Genomic DNA, 17,639 nt, shown 5'->3' with positions numbered 1-17,639 from the left:
GGGGAGGAGTCAGCTACTTCTATAGATGATTATCTTAGCTATCATAGTTGTCTGCAATAGTACGCGTAACTCAGAAGGATAATAGTTAATATACAAAGTCCCTCCTACGAATTGCACATTTTATTTTGTACTTTAATAGATTAATCAAAAATTCTAATTATATGTCATAAAAATATTCATGAACACCATTACGCCATTAGATATTTTAACTAGTTTAACAAGTTAAACTTAATGAAAGTGCTTATAAAAGACGTTGATGAAAAGCTTTATAGGATGTTAAAGGCTAAGGCTTCAATCGAAGGTATTTCGGTAAGCGAGGCCGTAAATGAGGCAATTAAACTTTGGTTATTAAATAAAGACCTAGATAGGATGATGGTGATAAAGAGCAAAGAATTTTGGGATGCGGTAAATGAAGGAAAGTACGCACTATTCTGTGACGGAAATTTCATAGGTGGTTTTGAAAGCGAGGAAGATATGATAAAGGAAGCTAAAAAGTACAAGAAGTGCTATGCTCTAAGTAAAAAGTGGTTAACTGGAGAAGGTGAACTCCCTGGAGTGTTTTAATATAAATGAAAAGCCTATGCTACACGTAAAAGTAACTGACCTTAAAAATTCTGTTGAGATAGATGCGCTAGTTGACACCGGATTTTCCGGTTGGTTACTTCTTAACTACGAAATTTATAAGAAACTTAACTCACTGGAACTTCCTATTACTAGAAAATATAGGGGAATTATAGGTAATGTTGAAGTTTACGTAGCCAGAGCAAATATTATCATAGGCAATTTAAATGTTGACGCGTTTATCGAATCATCTCCATATGTAGAAATGAATTTAATAGGAAGAGAAATATTGAAGCGATTGAACATTTGTTTTTATAGAATGAATAAAATATGTATAATGTAATAGCGAAGGAAATTCCTTTAATGCAGAAATTAACTTAAACCTATTCCTTATTATTATGTTTAACTAACTAAATGGCATTTGATGATAAGAACAGATTTTAACCCGGCGTTAAATCATAAAAACTAGAAAAACTTTAAGATAACCACTTTCTATCCATTCTATTTACCTGCGAACTAGTTATACTCGGTCTTTTAAGAGACAGCCAGAAAAAGACTAATCCTGAGTCAATGGACATTAATTAAGAGAAAATGCATTCTTTGGTCTTTGTATTTTCCTAGTGTTTTAAACCCTTATTTCCCCTGAGAACCAATAGTACTAAAGCCACAATAACCATTAATGCAATAAATGATATTAAGAGGAATTCTCTAGTAGGGCTATGAGGATTTTTATATAAGCGCGTAGAAATAATGGACTGTTCGCTTGACGTAAGATTATTACTTCTTGTTGCAGATGTTTGAAAATTGGTGGTTGTAGATCTTACTGAATTATTACTCGTATAAGACGATGACGAGTTATGAAATAATATTGTTTCACTTCCGTTTACGAATATTTTATGGTAACTACCGTTTTCTACGTAAAATAAGTACTCAGCTTTAGGGATGTAAAACTTCTTTTCTCCATAAATAGGAATGCAGGACTTAACTAGGTAAGTTTTATTCAAAAGGAAGGTGTAATTTCCTACAACATCTACCGGACAGACTCTTGATCCTTCGACAAAGGTTGTGCAATTAACAAAATACCTTATACTACCATTAGGATATTCGATCTCCCACAAGCTGTTATAAGGAAATACTTTCACCGTGTTATTAAAAATGATGACGCTGGGCAGTGCCAAGTAATCTATACAATATTCTCCGTGAGAGTCGTTATACGTAACTAAGACGGTATTGCAAGGTAGTAAACAAACCTTACCGCAATATGCAGCTTCTGCCGTATCCTGGGCATCGCCTAAAATAATTGCAGGGACGTACCATTTTCCTTTGTATAAATAAAGGGAAGAGATTTCCAGCTTTGTTCCTTTTTCTAGCGTTACTGTCTCTCCACAGCCACAACCAGCAATTACAGTACCTTCAAGGCCTCCAACTATTCCTCTGTAAACACCTTTCAACGTTACGCAATGCTTGAAAGTATTAGTGCAATTCGATATCAAAAATACAATCTTAACGTACCTTGTCTCGTTATAGATTAAAGTAGTCAAGTTGTAAGTATTTCCAGTTAAGTCTGGAGTCATCCTAAATATGTGGTAAATCCCGTTATAGTACAGGCTCGTCTCCCAAGAGGGATTAAAGCACTTACCTATATACCACATTACGTTTTGCACGAATATTTGACATTTGTTTAGGCATATGCAAAAGTTTTGTTGTATGCTAGGTACCTTACCGGTATAGTTTAGGTAATAGAACGTAATCTTTGCTGTTATTCCGCATAATTGGTATTGGAAAAATTCATACCCGTAATCCGTTGGGCCTATAAGTACAGCATGAAGAGGAGGATATAATAATAGTAAAAGCGGTAACAATAGTAGGACTGAGTATTTCATAAGTAATATATCCGACATGAAGTATTTATTCTTTAAAAGACAACAATCTCTTAAAAATTTTCATGTAAGACCTTTCATTCTTTTAATAACTGAGTTGGTAACTCCCTTTATTACCACTTTCTCCATAACTTCACATTTAATAATATGGATACCTAGTTATATAAGTTATCAAAATCTTTCATTTTACTTTATTATCTAATATTGAAAACTCCTTCTTTCTAAGTTATTTAATCATAACGCTAACATCTAAATGACGCATAATACAACTGTAGCACACCTACTAAAGCGATTTAATTTTGGTGTACTATTGAGAGTTTTAATAATTGAAGTACTTTTCCACATTCTTTATTAGTAAATAACCTAGAACTGAAGCTATCGCTAAACCCATAATCATGATTCCGTAGAACAAAACTCCGCTTTTTATGAATTTTATATCAAATAAATAAAGGAAAAAGAATATAAAAACTATCTCAACTATATAAACTAAACTTCTAAATCCTTCAGTAGGCATTAAAATCGCCTCAGTTTTTTACTAAATATTACAATTAAATATGGTATCGATTCAAAACTTAAAATTATCCCTTGCGGTGAGAGGACAAAAGACTCTAGGACTCCGTCAAAAATTGAAAAAAGAGATATTATGAAAATAAGTCTAAGTTCTATCCTAGGTATTTCATAAATTCCTAAAGAACTAACAATGTCGTTCTCAGCAATTCCTAAAAGCACTAAGGTCATTACTCCGGAAAGTACTAGGGAAAAAGCCATTAAACCGAAGATTACGTAAACTTCAAGCATAACTAGTCTGCCTTGTCTTCATATTGAAGGAATTATAGTAGTTTAATATTGATGAATTCAAACTGGGCTTAGATGAACTTACTGCCAATTCCAAATCCTCCTCGCTCAATTTTACGTTCTTCTCGCCAGCCATTGCTCTCCTTATTGATAAGAGGACTGCTTTATTTACTATTCCCTTAATGTCTGCAGGTGTATAATATTCTGTTAACTTAGCTAACCTATCGTAATCTATATTATCCTCATGAGGATGCTTAGATATTAAGCTGACGAATAAGGATCTCCTCTCATCCAAAGTTGGAGGTCTTACATAAATTAACTTCTCCAGTCTGCCTGGCCTTAGAAGGGCCGGATCAATTATGTCTGGCCTATTTGTTGCAGCAATTACAACTACTTTCTCCGACCTCTTACTTATTCCGTCCATTTCTGTAAGCAATTGGCTTACTATTCTTTCAGTCACTCTATTAGGATCGCTACCTCTAGCTGTGGCCAAAGAATCGATTTCATCAAAGAAGATAATACAAGGTGATGCTTGACGAGCTTTCTTGAAAATTTCTCTTATCGCCCTTTCGCTTTCGCCAACCCACATGTTAAGTATTTCCGGTCCGTTAACTGCTATGAAGTTTGCACCGCTCTCGTGGGCTACGGCTCTAGCAAGCATTGTTTTTCCCGTCCCTGGAGGACCGTAAAGCAATATACCGCTGGGTATTTCAGCTTTCATATATTCGTAAATGCTGGGTTCTTTTAGAGGCCATTCCACAACTTCTTTTAACTCGAGCTTTATGTCTTCAAGACCTATTACGTCCTCCCACGTAGTTGCAGGTATTTCAATCTTAAATTCTCTTAATGCAGAAGGCTGAACTCTCTTCATTGCCTCTAAAAAGTCCTCCATTGTAACGTTTGCAGAATCATAATTTTTACTCCTTCTAAAAGCGTTCAATGTAGCTTCCCTAACTAATGCCTCCAGATCAGCTCCAACATAACCGTGTGCCAATTCAGCTATCTTCTCTAGATCTACGTTAACTAAGTTTAACCTTCGCGTATGAATCTTTAATATCTCCAATCTACCTTCCTTGTCTGGAACTGGAATTTCTATTTCCCTATCAAATCTTCCAGGCCTTCTAAGTGCCGGATCGAGTGCGTTAGGCCTATTTGTTGCCCCTATTACTAAAATTCCTCTGGATGAAGTTATCCCGTCCATTAGCGTTAAAAGTTGTGCAACTATTCTTCTGTCAGTTTCTGATCCAGTAGTGTCCCTATTAGGAGCTATTGCGTCTATTTCGTCAATGAAAATTATTGAGGGAGAATCCTTTATTGCTTGTTCAAATATTTCCCTTAACTTTTTCTCGCTTTCACCGTAATATTTTGACGCAATTTCTGGACCGCTTATGTAAAAGAAATTCGCCATTACGGAATTGGCTATAGCTTTAGCAAGTAGAGTCTTTCCTGTTCCAGGAGGGCCGTAAAGTAGAACTCCTTTAGGAGCTCTTAAACCTAAAATCCTCATTATTTCTGGCCTTACGAGGGATATCTCAACGATTTCTTTTAATTCCTCTATTTGTTTAGATAAACCCCCTACGTCTTCCAATGTTACGTAAGGTATATCCTTTTGAGTCAACTTAACGCTGGAATATCCTATTTCTATTTTAGTATCTCCCGTCACTATTCCTACTTCTGCTTGAGGAAAGAAGGAGATTACAGTGAAGTCGCCTTCTTTAGTAAACAAAGGCATCCGCCTAGTTACAGCCTTTCCCCTAAGTTCAAGGCTTATTTTCCTCTCATCATAAGGCTTTTGGACTGCAGGTGCTAAACTTAAAGTTTGTATTTCTACATAATTGGCCTTTTTAAACCCAGCTCTTTCTCCGTTTTTAATTCCCAGCAATTTTAAGTCCTCTTCGTTCACAACTATCCCCTTCTCTTTATCCCTATTTTCTTGAACTGTAAAAGGCAAAGCCCTATCTCCGTAAATTAATATTACGTCTCCCGGAAGGAGGTTAAAGTTCTTCATTATTTCCTCGTCTACGAGAGCAACGTACCTCTGCTTCAGCTTTTTGCCGTAAACTTGAGTAATTGCAATCTCATTCATAATTTATTCTTTCCCTTACTAACTTTTAGATTTTTCTTTGAAAAATCTAATTTAGAATAAATCTTTGAGTAGAAGAAAATGAGTGGTCATTCCGTTATCTATTTTGCGTATTACTCCTTCGAGTAGTCGACAAAATAAAAAATTGTACGAAAATAAATGTTATTCCCTTACCTTTTCCTTTACCGAAGTTAAGTATAAGTAAGTCATTGCAACTAGTGGTGCAATTAGGTATAGCGTAATTGGTACAGAATCGAAGACAAGTGTTGATGCTAGTAAAGCCAATACTGAGAATGATAAAGGTTTATCAACTTTCCTTAAGCATAAGGCATAACCAAAAGTTATAAAGGCAATTACAAAGAAGAGTGGAGGCATCCAATCCCTTATTCCTAAGATTCCAAAAATGTAAGGAAAAGCGACTCCTATAGCAAAATCCCAGCCCGGGATTAAATTAAGCCAACTTGCTATACCAACGAATACGCCTATCGCAACAAAAGGAAGTATCCTTACTACCCTCACCTTTCTTACTGACCAAACTATGAATATTATTCCTGCCGATAATACGGAATATGCCATTAAATACCCAGAATAACCGCTTAGTAGTCCTATGCATGATGCTCTAAATACCTCTGTAAGCCAAGTAAAGAGTAGGAAAGAGTACGCTAGAATATCTGGGATAAAAAGTACGTAAAGTATTTTCCTTACTTTCATTAAATTGATGGAGGCTAAGATTATCAGAATTACGTACACGATAGAATAAATCGCGGGCAATTGGAAAGCCGTGTTATTCACTCCGTAAGCTATGTGGGCAAAATCTGCGAATAACGTCAAGTACAGTACGGAAGATAAGAGCACTCTGCTCAGTTTTTCCTTTATCTTCACAATAGCCCAGACTAATAGTACGGGCTGTAAGATAAGCAGGAAAGTGAAAGCTGACCCCCCAACTATATAAAACGCCGTCAAGTAAGGTTCTATCTTGCTTACAGATATTCCTGCTAACCCAAAAGGTAAAACAGAAACGAGAAATTCCCTATTAAAGAATAATTCCAAAAATGCAGAAATAAGGTAAAGATATAAAAAATATATTGGATTAAAATAATTATTTAACTTATTGATGCTCATTTCTTACACCTAGCATTTTTATGAGAGGATACTTAATCTTTGCTAAGGATCTTTCCATTTCCTTAATGACGTTAATTTTACCTCCGAATATTACTGCAAATATCATTGGTGCTAAGAAGCTATTAACTGTTATTATCATAGGAATTACTGAAGATGACTGAGGAGGCTGTATGTATAAGTTGTACCAGAAGGATATAGACTTAAAGTCTACAGATTCTCCTGCTCCACCTTGGAATACTGCAAATGCCACATGATACGTATGGCCTGGATATAACTGTACTTGATAATGAGACATTCCTTGCCCTCCTGAAACTCCGAAAGTTGTAAATGTTCTTACGAATTCTGCTATCCAGTAAGTTCCGGTAGGACATTGAACAAGTTTTAGCCCGGTAGCCACTACGGATGGATCCCATAGCTTTGATGCGTTATATAACCCGTTCATTAGGTCCCAAGCGTTGTATTGAGGATTATTCAAGTACGGGAAGCCGATGAACGGAACTCCTCCTATATAATATATTGAAGATCCATTAACGTAGGCATCTGCAATAATTCCTTGATCCTTTAGATAACCTAAATTTAACGGATCTTTATATTGAGGATAGTGCTCGTAAGGCGGTGGGGCAGTCCTTGAGAACAACGTTGGACCTGGGTAGCCTAGATCTTGTGTATTATTAGCTCTTGGGTTATTGTTCAATACCCATAGTTCATCGCATCCTGCAGATATTGCTCCAGAAGTTCCAGGCATCATGTGTGGGGTGTAAGCTATTTGATACCAATCACTTGGGACTCCTCCTAAAGACCATAGTATTGCAAATCTTTCTGGATACATATAGCTCGAATTATAGAAAAGTGACGTAAATCCCGCAGTATCCTCTGGATAGAATTCGTTATATGCCATCTGTGCCCAAGTTGTATCGTTTAATCCCATAGCCAGGAATTGACTGAAGTTAGTAATTATATGTCCGCTGTAGTTTAGGTAGAGTGACGTAATTACTACTGGCATACCGTTATTTAATGGACAACCGTCTGGTAAGGTAGCTCCTAGCACTTCTCCTACTAGCTTTCCACTTTCATTTAATACTATTATTTGTATCGGATTTGATAGTGTGTATCCAGGTGGATATTGAATTTGTTTGCATACTGGGACGTAATATACTTTTGCTGTGGACTGATTAGCGCTATAGGAAACGTTGACTACCCACCATCCTGCCTTATTTACTGCAAACGGTTGCCACAATTTTCCGCAAGGAGTTCTTTCTGGACATGCTAACCACGAGATGTATCCTACGTTCTTAGTTTTCATTAATATGAAGATATAAGGCGTTCCGTTAATGTATGTCCATGCAGCCTTAACGTATACAAATTGCGTATGACCTGAAGCTCCGCCCGGTACTGGCACCGTTGGAACTAAAGGTACGGTAGTCCAAGGTATTGTACTCCAGAACGAACAACCTCCAGGACTTCCTAAGTCTGGCATGGCATTAGGCACGTAATATGCGGTAATTGTAGTAGTAGCTTGTGAGGCAGAGTTAAGTAAATAATCTGCACCGTAGCTTGCTGCTAATATAACAAGGACTATTACTATACCTAGAGTTAGAAGTTTCACGTAACCGTTAGCCATTTTGCTTCATCCCTCCTCTTTTTAGCTCGTAATTTGCCAATAACCCACCTGCGCCAAACAAAAATATTGCGAAACCGAAGAAATTGATAAAATAGTTTGAAATCTTATTTCCAGTAACTTCGTGCATTCCATTTACACTAAATACTTCGCTAGGATAAGTTACTGTAATAGTCCCTGCTATCATCAAAATTAACCCTATAACAACTAAAATTATTGAAATATACAGAAGAGCCTTCATTCAGATCGCCCCACTAACTGCATGCGGATCCCATTGTCCTTGAGGTAAAACTCCGCCAGTAACGCTCATAGCGAGTGTAACATTGCAAGTTGCTAATATTGTACCTACAAGCCAAGAGTGCCCTAATCCTACTGCAGCTGTACCGCAATATTCTGCACAAGCAACGTGGTATAATCCTGGCTTAGGGAATACTAAGACTATATAAGAATAATAGCCCGGTACTGCCTCAGCTCCGAAGTTAAATCCTAGGCTGAAGTTACTTGGAGCATTCTGTATAAAGAATTCATGGAATACGTCAACGCTATGTATAACGAAAACAACCGGTTCGTCAACTGGAACAACTGTTAGGTTAGTACAGACCTTAGCGTGAGGATAAAAGTCCCAGTGCCATTGTTGTCCAGTAACGTATACTATAACGTAAGGTCCCTTGTAAGAACCTAGGGCGTTTGCAAACTGTGCATGAACTACTCCTTCCCCTGCATTGTTTGTAGGATTATAGCCTATATAATCGTATGAGCTGTATTGGATTTCCAAGGATAGTGCAGCTACTATAACTAGGATAAAGAACAAAGCTATAACAGTGCCTCTTTTCAATTCATTTCCCCAATTTCATCTATAAGTTAGATAGCTTAAAAAATTTGTGTTGTTTTTGATAAAAAGGAATATAAATTAACTAATGAAAAAGGCAAGAATAAAAAGTTTTGCATCTTTAAATCTTTTTAATTAAATTTAGGTATGAACTGCTCCTTTGTAATTAACAGGGTTTACGAAATACTTTTAAGCAAATTTGCCATGTTTAAACATTATATCTAGTTAAAATTCTATTATATTTAACAATTTTGTCTAATTGTGCAGTGACTGTTTGCACTTTATATATTTTAGGTTGTCGAATAAACGTTTTAAGCAATAGAGTTAATTAAATATATTTATAAAAATTCGAAATAAACGAAAATAAGAAAAACTTTTTAAGGTTTAATATGAAACTTTTAACTTGATATGAATGTAAAAATGTGGGGTCCTATATTAGCCGGAGCTGTAATAGAAGCTATAGGCATAATATTATTCGTAGTCTACGGCTACGTCTTTATGTCAAGACCAACGTCTTTTATTTTTAGCTACGGTAACCTGGACTTCGCCGCGTTTGTGTTATCAATAATTGGACTAGCCCTAATCATGTTTGGAGGATATCAGAAGAAATGAAAAAGTTATACTTGATTTTTTTGACTATAATAGTCATCATAGGAATTCTACTGTTAACTTACCCTATGATATCTGCCCTTATTTCGCCATCTCAAGGTTTGCCCAATTATAACGAAAAATACGGAAATTTTTTGATTTCAGTTTATAACTCTACTACATTGTCTATAAAAGATGAAAACATAACAGGACTTATGATAAATTTGAACAATTTACAAGAGGAGAAGTTAACTATATTATGTATAAAAAATACTTCTTACACGCTAGATGTTAGGTATTTTTACATAAAGCAATCTGTAGTACTCAGTGACGGTAAAGTTACTGCAGCCTTCGTCAAATCAGACGAGGTTTACATAGGTGATGACACAATATTTATACCAGCAAAGTTATCTCCAGGGACATATTCCATCGTTTTTAGCGACGGTAACGTAATAACTGTGAAAGTCAGTTAAGTTTTAAAATTATAAAAAATAAATATACTTATGGTTAGCATATATTTATTGAGTATATTAGCAGGAGTAATGGTTGTTGCAATAATTGGAATAATATACTTTGTAGAGAACGTCATGAGGAATTATGTTCACGTATTCTTCACATACTTTGCCCTTATAATGATGGCGTTAATGCTGTTAGGGGCAATAATATATCTTTACTCGCCAAGTGAACTAACTCTAGGAATAGCAGTAGGAATAAATATGGTTTTCATGATAGTTATCCTAGGGTATTTCTTTGCTATAGCAGACGAAATAGAAGAGAAGAAAAATCCTATCAGCAATATTCATAGGTACTTTATAGCCCTAATGCTGGTAATCAATGAGGCATTAATGGGAACAACGTTCACCTTGGCCCAATTTGGAAATAATATTTTTAGCTCTCCTCTACAAGATGTTTCGTCTTCTTTAGATAGCATATGGTTCTTTTATCCAATGATGATCGAAATGTTATCACTCTTTATAATTGCGTACGTAAATAATTATGATAATGATAAATTAATGATGTTAATACCTTTTATCGGAATAACCTCCTTTCCACCGCTATTATTTAACATAAATGCTTGGAAAATGTCCTCCATTATTATTGATATTGCTCTGGGAATCTTAGGATTTATGAAGTCGGAGAAAAATTGGAAATTAATTTACTCAGTTTTAATCCTTTCTGTACTTACATCTACGATTAGTTTGAAACCCGTCTTCTGTATTGCTATAGCATTTACAATGGTGTATTACTATTTCTTTATTTTTGAAAAATATAAGATTTACACTAAGAAGTAGATAAAGTTGAAATCTCTTCTAGACTGATGACCTAAAAATCCCTTGGAATTAAAGGTATTTATTAGTCTAGTTTCCAAAATAAGAAAAATCACGAAAAATTTATAACTAGTCCAAATAAAGATTTAAATGATGAAAAATGGCAGGAGTAAAATTTGCTAGAAGAGTTCTAGGAGCTATAATCGCTGGAATAGGTGTATCGTTATGGATAGCCGATATATTATTGACTTTCACCTTACCATATTCAGAGTACGAGAATGACGCTTTAGTGGCTATGGTCCCAATATCTGGAGCTGTACTAGTTTTAGGAGGATTATTAATGGGGTTATGGGGTTGAGGGACAAAAAGTCCTATCTATTTTTTGGCTTAGCAATGCTAATAGCTTCCTTGAATCCTCTATCCCTCAGTTTAGCCAGAGTCCTAGAAATAATAAGGGTTTCTTTCGACATGACTACAGTATGGGGAGCAGGTCTACTAGGAATATGGCTTGCGGATGAACTTTTCAGAAAGGGATATGTGAAAAGATTACTAGAATTTAATTTCACCACGAGGGGCTTAGTACTAGGGTGGGGAATTGCGGGTTCAATAGTATCTTATTGGTATTTTCCTGGACCTTTCGATTTATCTGTTATTTTAACTACTGCCAGAATATTACAACTTTCGATGTTTATAGTGGCTGGTCTAATGGGAGGTATAGGATGGTATGGAATGACTAACGTTTGGAAGAGTATAACTATCTTTGCAATATTTAGCATGATGGCAAGCATGGCGGAAATATTTTTGGAATTAGGAGCGTATTATCAAACAAACTTATACCCGGTCTATCCCACATCTCAATTCATAGATACAGCATACTTCCTATTTGCAATGGCCTTCATACCATCGACTTTTTACATGGTTAAATGGCTTAAGGATCTTAACTTATTTTAAGTCAAATCTTTTTTAGATAAGTTTTTTAACGTATTTTTTCAAAGTTTAATTAAGGAGGCGATATTATGGCTATATTCGAAAGTGAAGCAGACCTATGGATTGTTAGTTTTTTACTAATGGCTTTAATATATCCAATATGGTATATCCTGCTAATAATTAAGGCTGATAAAGACCCTCAAGTAGATCCTATGCAAATTGCAAGGCAGGAGGCAGGCGAGTAATGGAAATTATTGACGCAATTCGTTCCAAGCCATATAAATATATTTTTTTAGTTACTTCTATATTATATTTCTTTTTCTTCCAATATACAGATAGATTACTAATTTTCACTAGAATAGTTCTCCCATCCGGAGTAAACTTCGTGTTATCAACTTCGCCTCCTATTAATCCCTCATGCTTACCTTTCCCATTATGGGGGCCATTTTTCATAAGCCTTACATCCAGCTTTATGACCTGGGCAATAACTCCTCTATCTCTAGTAATATCAATTTTCTTATCCTTTTTGGTAGGCCTAAACGTGACTCTTTACATAATTTATTACAGATTATTAAAGTTGGGCGCAAGAAAAGGACTAGTGGCATCTTTAGGTTTAATAGCGACCTCTCTATCGTGTTCTTGCGAGTTATTCACTGGGCTCATAAGCTCTGCAGCAGTTTCATTACCTTTCCTTTTTTCTATCTCCTTTATGGATAGACTATCTGAAAGCCTAGTTATCCTTGCAATCTCTCTACTTACACTATCAACGTTCGTGTTGTATAACGAAGTTAACGGTAAGAATCCTTTCCCTAAATCTATAAAGTCTAGAACAAAGTTAAGCATTGCTGCCGTCATAATCTTAGTCTTAACTTTGATTCCCCCTTCTCCGGCCTTCAGTTTAGTAAGGATAATAGGTTACACTTTTGCAGGAGGACTAATTGCAAGTGCCCTACTGAAAAAGGAAAGTAATAAGGTATTCTTCCCTATAAGCGTGTCCATCCTCGTAGGCGAAATAATAGCATTTCCACTCGTTTATAATTCCATAATAGTCCTTCCTATCTCATTACTTGCTGGTATTCTAGGAGAGTTAGGTTTTAGAGCAATGAAGAAGTGGGCAAGACTGGGCATAATGCACGTAACTGCGTGGACTATGATAATGCCCGGGCCTATTTCTCTAATCCTAGGTTATCCAATACCCTTCTTTAATTTTAGCTTTTCGCAACTTTTACAAATATGGATATACACATGGATTATAGGGACTCCAATAGCGTGGTATGCAGGGATATATTACCTTCAATACTTGAGAGATTCAATGTCAGAAATAAACTTGGAAAGGATCAGAATTAACGTAAGAGAAACTCCAGGGTTAACTTGGATAATTCTAGGCACATTAACTCTCCTTACTCAAATAGCTTTCTTCATTACTCACGTTTGCGATTATGTAGATTATAATGGCTTTGATTACGACTTCCTGGTGGAAATGACCCTTATTACAACTTCCCTAATGATAGCAGGATTAGTTTCACTAAGTTATGGAATATATGAGATAATTAAATTCAAATTTAACCCGCCCAAGGTTTCAAGGAAGGATTTCAAAACTTTTACGTTAATTTACGCTATCATTAACCTAATATTAGGTGGAATAGTGCACTTTGACGTTAACGGATTTCCTTATCCACACTTTTACGTATTCATGTTCGGTATGCCGTTGGGTGCACCTTCAGTGCTTATATATTATCCACCTTTTATTGGAATAGAATTTGACCCATTGAAAATACTCCAACTTTTGGCAGTATCAATTATGGGCGGTTACATAATATCCGCAGTAAAGCTATATTACGCTTCCAGAAGACAATTTCCAAAAGGTGGGTTATCTTCCCTAGCATTAGGAGCCATAGGGATTTGTCCTCAATGTGCAATATCTGCCTATGCAACGGCTTTATTGTCGTTTAATTTAGGCTTTTCTGCACTTTACAGTTTTTCTAGCCAGTTAATTTTATCCCTTACGGCAGATTCCTTACTTTTTGCCTCTGTCTTATACATTGCATATAAATTGCCTTCTGTATGTAGAATAAATATTAAAAAATAATTTTTTAACTTATCCTTTCTACTTTTAGCGTAAAAACTTAAATATTATAATTACGTTATTTAACATAGTATGGCTTCAAGAGAGGAAATTAGGCGTAGGGAATTAGAGCAATTATCTGAATGGGCAAGAGAATATGAGGAAGTGAAAGCTAGAGAAGCTAAAAGGTCAGCATTAGTAAAGATTTTCTACACTGAAGAATACAAAATGCTAGCGTTAAAAAACATATTATTTGCAATAGCCTGGCTTTTTGTAGGTGGAGCATTTGCATTATTCTTGCGTACTCAAGCCGGCTTATGCAGTCAGGGATTGCCAGTCATAGTATGCCCACAATATTACTTCCAGGCAATGACAAATCACGTAATGGACATGATATTCGGTGCAGTCTTCTCTACAGTTTTCGCTGTTTCCTTCTACATGATCCCGGCACTTAACGGTTCTAGACTAATAAAATGGCCTAAAATAGCTAATGCCGGATTATGGATTGCTACTATAGGATTATTTATGATGAATCTAGGAGGAGTGGAAAATCAGTACTTATTCACTTTCTTGAACCCGTTGAAGGCTTCGCCAACGTGGTACATAGGCTACGCTTTAATGGTAATAGGCGAATGGATGGAGATGGCTTCAGTTTTGGGAACTTCCTTCCTAGGTAGAATACAAGGTAAACTGGTTCCTACAGCTATAGGCTTCATAGTCATGGATATGATAATGATGGCATTAGCTAACATTTCAGTATTTATAGACACAATATGGAGTCTACTCTCACCGATAGGAGGTATCGGGTTATATTTATTCGGAGTACCTAATGCCGAAATATGGAAAGGTTTGTTCTGGTTTGCAGATCATCCACTAGTGTATTTCGCTCCATATACGCTTACTGGAGCAATAATAGCAATAGTGCCGTTATATGCAAAGAGGCCCATTTATAGTGTTAGATTTGCAAGATGGTTAATTCCTGTCCTCTTCGTTTTAGGTGCAAGCGTTTACGTTCACCACTTAGTAGATGACCCATGGCCATTAATATTGAGAGACATATTTGCTCAAACTTCTACTGCATTAATAGCAATACCTTTTGCGGCTTTGTGGTTATTATTCTTCATTACCCTAGGAGATCCTAGAAAGCTAAAGTGGGATGTAGGATTAGCATTTATATATGCCGCAGCAGTATGGAACATAGTTGGAGGAATACAAGCAGAACCTACGCAACCAACACCTTCAGTAGACCCCACAGTACATAATACTATATGGTTGCCCAGTCACTTCCACATAATGTTAGCATTGTATAGCGTAGGAGGCTTGCTAGGAGTTTTATACGTTGTAGGTCCAGACTTATGGGGAAGAAAGTGGTATAGTGAGAAACTAGGTTGGTTGCACTTCTGGGGTTGGGAAGCAGGAATGGGACTATTAGTGACTTCCTTCGCTATTGGCGGATTCTACGGAGCCATTAGAAGAGAAGTAGCGTGGCCTGCTTTCTATGAAGTTTATTATCAGATGGCAATGATAGGTGGATGGCTAGCAGGATTCGCTACTATCATATTTGCTTACAACTTAATACTAACACTATTGTACGGAGAGAAAGTTAAACAAACAGATATACCGCTCTGGGCAGTGCAGACAATAGCATTAGAAAGATTAGGCATGAGAAGGGAAGGATACAAGGAAGAAGAAATGCCAATAGCCCTTCCAGCTGACGGAATGATAAGGATATTAATACCGGAAGAACGGTCATCTGAAACTTCTGTCGCCACACCTACAGGGGCTAAGGCAGTTAAATCCTCGACGGGAGGAGATAAACTAGAAGGAGGAACTATTAAGGCAAACAAGTAAAATCTTTTTTCTTAAATTTAATCAATAATCAATTTTTTCTTCTCCTCCTCGCAGGCTAGTTCAATTTTCTTCTTCTTAAATGATAAGGTCTTCAATAGATTCAAGTGTTAGAAGTAAGTTAATAAAAATTGGTGCAGTCTACAAAACCGCCCTCTTCCGTCTTACATTAACTCATCTAAATTAGGTTTATTTACTTAATTTAAGTAAAAATCCTTATCTTAGAGAAAAATTTTTAAGCGATAATTACTTAAAAAATGCGAAGTAGAAATATATAAACGATTAAAGCAATATGAGACAAAGTTTAATATATCATTTTTTATTTCTTCAATTCTCTCTGGAATTGCAACTTGGATTACCATAATCTTCATTAAGAATCCTCTATTAATAGAAGGGGAACTTCTGATATTCACAACGTTATTGGCAATATTACTAGTTAACTTAGGGATAGACCTAATTCACAAAGGACATGACAATTCTTGGATATTCGTAACTAATCCAAACCAGATAAAGATAAGTACAAGTACTAAATGCGAGCACAAACCTTCATTGCTGTCTAATAGGTTACTATCTAAATTCTTTAAAAAGAGATGGGCACATTTTATGATAATTCTACCTTCATTCATAGTCTTTTATATTGTAATGGTTTCTGGGCTAATTGGAGTTCAGAGCTTAAATAACGCTGGATTAAACCTAGTCAACTTTGCTCCCGATATAAGTTGGCTATTATGGTTTCCTTTACTTTGGTTATTAACGTGGATTGCTAACGGGAGAACTTGGTGTCAAACTTGTCCATTCAGCGGACAAGCGGAATGGCTACAAAGGTTGCACCCTTGGAAAAAGACAAGTAAGAAGCTAGGCAAAAGATTAAGGTGGCCTTTAAAGTACTCGACGATCTTATATTCTGCAATAGGATTTTCAATTCTAACATGGATAGAAGAGTTCTACAACATAGGCGGACCCGGGTTACCTATGTTAACTTCAGTAGTTTTAATATACATTGCACTACTCGAAGTGACAATAGCTTTACTTTTTCAAGAACGAACCTTCTGCAGAACAATTTGCCCATTAAGTGCCCCATTAGCGGTGACAACAATGATCTCCCCTTTAGGGACTTTCAGAGTTAAAGATCAAGAAAAATGCAAAAATTGTGCCACGAAGGACTGCATGAGGGGAAATGAAAAATTCCACGGATGCCCGTGGTTCGCGTCTCCGGGAAGCAAAGAAAACGCTGGCTTTTGCGGAATGGCTACCGATTGTTATAAAGCTTGTCCTCACGATAATATAGATGTTCCAATTAAGAGATTCCCTTGGTTGGACGATCTATTCGTAAATAGGAAGAGATTTGACGTTGCCCTCTCGGTGCTGATATTACTGGGAGTAGTTTTCTTCCAATTCTTCAACGCATTACCTCTTTACGCCTTCCTAGACCATTGGTTAAGTCAGGTTACAGGTTGGGTAAGTATTGCAAACGTGTTAGGAGAAGGTTTAAACAAATATGGTTGGTTAACAAACGGGTATCCAATGCCTTTAGATTACGCAATGCTAAATCTGGTACCTATAATCATAGTTACTTTATCCTCAAGAGGAAATAAATGGAAGTTCACGTCGATATCTTACTCATTAATTCCGTTATTTGCTGCTACAATATTATCTAGAAATATACCTAAGTTCGTAGGAGGATCTTTACTCATACTTAATGAAATATTTAGCCCTACGGGAGTACATTTGACATTAAGAGAAACGTTGTGGGGTTCAATTTTACATAAATTGGGAAGCAATCCTTGTAGCGCAACCGCTGAATGGTGGGCATTACTAATCATGGAGGCAATAAACATTTTCGGAATATACTTATCCATTAAGGCAGCAAGAAGGCTTTCAGAATACGACGGAGTTCCGCTGAATAACTATTTAATACCAATAATTACGCTGGGAGGATCTTTCGTATTAATAACCTATTGGATGTCAAGTCCAATGAATCCCGCAATGCCGTTCTATAATAAATACTTGGGCAACCTATTGTATAATCCCTTGCAGGCTCAGCCTCCGTTCTAG

Annotated in this window: 19 protein-coding genes; 11 read left to right on the top strand and 8 right to left on the bottom strand. The window is 36.3% G+C overall.

The genetic code is table 11. From position 1 onward, the window contains the following. Positions 1-231 precede the first annotated feature (231 nt). Both D1866_RS04010 and D1866_RS04005 read left to right on the top strand, forming a co-directional pair. Positions 232-564, top strand: a complete 333-nt coding sequence (locus D1866_RS04010) for a hypothetical protein (protein WP_152942684.1) — start codon at positions 232-234, stop codon at positions 562-564. Continuing rightward, on the top strand, positions 542-904 hold the full coding sequence (locus D1866_RS04005) for a clan AA aspartic protease (protein ID WP_155861051.1): 363 nt from the start codon (positions 542-544) through the stop codon (positions 902-904). Before D1866_RS04010 ends, D1866_RS04005 begins: the two co-directional genes overlap by 23 nt. Before the next feature lie 274 nt (positions 905-1,178). Here D1866_RS04005 and D1866_RS04000 read toward each other — a convergent pair whose 3' ends face one another. From D1866_RS04000 to D1866_RS03965, 8 genes are all read right to left on the bottom strand, one after another. Then, positions 1,179-2,444 (bottom strand): hypothetical protein, encoded by a 1,266-nt coding sequence (locus tag D1866_RS04000; protein WP_152942688.1) that lies wholly within the window; start codon positions 2,442-2,444, stop codon positions 1,179-1,181. A gap of 316 nt (positions 2,445-2,760) precedes the next feature. Beyond that, positions 2,761-2,955: a hypothetical protein gene (locus D1866_RS03995; protein ID WP_152942690.1), complete on the bottom strand. Its 195-nt coding sequence runs from the start codon at positions 2,953-2,955 to the stop codon at positions 2,761-2,763. Beyond that, positions 2,955-3,239, bottom strand: coding sequence for a hypothetical protein (locus D1866_RS03990; protein ID WP_152942692.1), 285 nt, complete (start codon positions 3,237-3,239; stop codon positions 2,955-2,957). Before D1866_RS03990 ends, D1866_RS03995 begins: the two co-directional genes overlap by 1 nt. Beyond that, positions 3,232-5,322, bottom strand: coding sequence for an AAA family ATPase (locus D1866_RS03985; protein WP_152942694.1), 2,091 nt, complete (start codon positions 5,320-5,322; stop codon positions 3,232-3,234). Before D1866_RS03985 ends, D1866_RS03990 begins: the two co-directional genes overlap by 8 nt. A 159-nt stretch (positions 5,323-5,481) precedes the next feature. Beyond that, complete coding sequence (locus tag D1866_RS03980) at positions 5,482-6,441, bottom strand: hypothetical protein (RefSeq protein WP_152942698.1); 960 nt, start codon at positions 6,439-6,441, stop codon at positions 5,482-5,484. Then, a complete protein-coding gene (locus D1866_RS03975) occupies positions 6,428-8,062 on the bottom strand; it encodes a DOMON domain-containing protein (protein ID WP_196773480.1) in 1,635 nt (544 codons plus the stop codon). Before D1866_RS03975 ends, D1866_RS03980 begins: the two co-directional genes overlap by 14 nt. Continuing rightward, positions 8,055-8,300 (bottom strand): hypothetical protein, encoded by a 246-nt coding sequence (locus D1866_RS03970; protein WP_152942700.1) that lies wholly within the window; start codon positions 8,298-8,300, stop codon positions 8,055-8,057. The genes D1866_RS03975 and D1866_RS03970 overlap by 8 nt, the downstream gene beginning before the upstream one ends. Further along, a complete protein-coding gene (locus D1866_RS03965) occupies positions 8,301-8,894 on the bottom strand; it encodes a cupredoxin domain-containing protein (RefSeq protein ID WP_152942702.1) in 594 nt (197 codons plus the stop codon). Positions 8,895-9,296: 402 nt separating this feature from the next. On the opposite strand from D1866_RS03965, the gene D1866_RS03960 reads away from it, so the two are divergent. The 9 genes from D1866_RS03960 (at position 9,297) to D1866_RS03920 (ending at position 17,639) form a co-directional block, all read left to right on the top strand. Further along, positions 9,297-9,500, top strand: a complete 204-nt coding sequence (locus D1866_RS03960) for a hypothetical protein (RefSeq protein WP_152942704.1) — start codon at positions 9,297-9,299, stop codon at positions 9,498-9,500. Then, positions 9,497-9,949 (top strand): hypothetical protein, encoded by a 453-nt coding sequence (locus tag D1866_RS03955; protein WP_152942706.1) that lies wholly within the window; start codon positions 9,497-9,499, stop codon positions 9,947-9,949. Before D1866_RS03960 ends, D1866_RS03955 begins: the two co-directional genes overlap by 4 nt. Positions 9,950-9,979: 30 nt before the next feature. Further along, positions 9,980-10,768, top strand: coding sequence for a hypothetical protein (locus D1866_RS03950; RefSeq protein WP_152942708.1), 789 nt, complete (start codon positions 9,980-9,982; stop codon positions 10,766-10,768). 136 nt (positions 10,769-10,904) lie between these two features. Beyond that, positions 10,905-11,102: a SepZ protein gene (locus D1866_RS03945; protein WP_152942710.1), complete on the top strand. Its 198-nt coding sequence runs from the start codon at positions 10,905-10,907 to the stop codon at positions 11,100-11,102. Further along, positions 11,099-11,695 carry a DUF1404 family protein gene (locus D1866_RS03940; protein WP_420809231.1) on the top strand — a complete coding sequence of 199 codons (597 nt, stop codon included), beginning with the start codon at positions 11,099-11,101 and terminating at the stop codon, positions 11,693-11,695. Before D1866_RS03945 ends, D1866_RS03940 begins: the two co-directional genes overlap by 4 nt. Positions 11,696-11,760: 65 nt before the next feature. Next, positions 11,761-11,916, top strand: coding sequence for a hypothetical protein (locus tag D1866_RS03935; RefSeq protein ID WP_152942714.1), 156 nt, complete (start codon positions 11,761-11,763; stop codon positions 11,914-11,916). Between the two features lie 140 nt (positions 11,917-12,056). Beyond that, entirely contained in the window at positions 12,057-13,760 is a 1,704-nt protein-coding gene (locus D1866_RS03930) for a hypothetical protein (RefSeq protein WP_152942716.1), read from the top strand. Between the two features lie 69 nt (positions 13,761-13,829). Next, on the top strand, positions 13,830-15,587 hold the full coding sequence (locus D1866_RS03925; RefSeq protein ID WP_152942718.1) for a cbb3-type cytochrome c oxidase subunit I: 1,758 nt from the start codon (positions 13,830-13,832) through the stop codon (positions 15,585-15,587). A gap of 600 nt (positions 15,588-16,187) precedes the next feature. Beyond that, the gene (locus D1866_RS03920) at positions 16,188-17,639 is read left to right on the top strand and encodes a 4Fe-4S binding protein (RefSeq protein ID WP_231136402.1); all 1,452 of its coding nucleotides are present in this window, start codon (positions 16,188-16,190) and stop codon (positions 17,637-17,639) included.

Origin of the sequence: Acidianus ambivalens, assembly GCF_009729015.1 — an archaeon.
In the GTDB taxonomy this organism is placed as follows: Archaea; Thermoproteota; Thermoprotei_A; order Sulfolobales; family Sulfolobaceae; genus Acidianus; species Acidianus ambivalens.
This window is presented reverse-complemented; position numbering and strand designations above follow the sequence as displayed.

What these genes read in the sequence shown, in the direction of transcription:
- D1866_RS04010 (WP_152942684.1), top strand. Translation starts at nt 232, where the DNA reads ATGAAAGTGCTTATAAAAGACGTTGATGAAAAGCTTTATAGGATGTTA.
- D1866_RS04000 (WP_152942688.1), bottom strand. Translation starts at nt 2,444, where the DNA reads ATGAAATACTCAGTCCTACTATTGTTACCGCTTTTACTATTATTATAT.
- D1866_RS03995 (WP_152942690.1), bottom strand. Translation starts at nt 2,955, where the DNA reads ATGCCTACTGAAGGATTTAGAAGTTTAGTTTATATAGTTGAGATAGTT.
- D1866_RS03990 (WP_152942692.1), bottom strand. Translation starts at nt 3,239, where the DNA reads ATGCTTGAAGTTTACGTAATCTTCGGTTTAATGGCTTTTTCCCTAGTA.
- D1866_RS03985 (WP_152942694.1), bottom strand. Translation starts at nt 5,322, where the DNA reads ATGAATGAGATTGCAATTACTCAAGTTTACGGCAAAAAGCTGAAGCAG.
- D1866_RS03980 (WP_152942698.1), bottom strand. Translation starts at nt 6,441, where the DNA reads ATGAGCATCAATAAGTTAAATAATTATTTTAATCCAATATATTTTTTA.
- D1866_RS03975 (WP_196773480.1), bottom strand. Translation starts at nt 8,062, where the DNA reads ATGGCTAACGGTTACGTGAAACTTCTAACTCTAGGTATAGTAATAGTC.
- D1866_RS03970 (WP_152942700.1), bottom strand. Translation starts at nt 8,300, where the DNA reads ATGAAGGCTCTTCTGTATATTTCAATAATTTTAGTTGTTATAGGGTTA.
- D1866_RS03960 (WP_152942704.1), top strand. Translation starts at nt 9,297, where the DNA reads ATGAATGTAAAAATGTGGGGTCCTATATTAGCCGGAGCTGTAATAGAA.
- D1866_RS03955 (WP_152942706.1), top strand. Translation starts at nt 9,497, where the DNA reads ATGAAAAAGTTATACTTGATTTTTTTGACTATAATAGTCATCATAGGA.
- D1866_RS03950 (WP_152942708.1), top strand. Translation starts at nt 9,980, where the DNA reads ATGGTTAGCATATATTTATTGAGTATATTAGCAGGAGTAATGGTTGTT.
- D1866_RS03945 (WP_152942710.1), top strand. Translation starts at nt 10,905, where the DNA reads ATGGCAGGAGTAAAATTTGCTAGAAGAGTTCTAGGAGCTATAATCGCT.
- D1866_RS03935 (WP_152942714.1), top strand. Translation starts at nt 11,761, where the DNA reads ATGGCTATATTCGAAAGTGAAGCAGACCTATGGATTGTTAGTTTTTTA.
- D1866_RS03925 (WP_152942718.1), top strand. Translation starts at nt 13,830, where the DNA reads ATGGCTTCAAGAGAGGAAATTAGGCGTAGGGAATTAGAGCAATTATCT.
- D1866_RS03920 (WP_231136402.1), top strand. Translation starts at nt 16,188, where the DNA reads ATGATAATTCTACCTTCATTCATAGTCTTTTATATTGTAATGGTTTCT.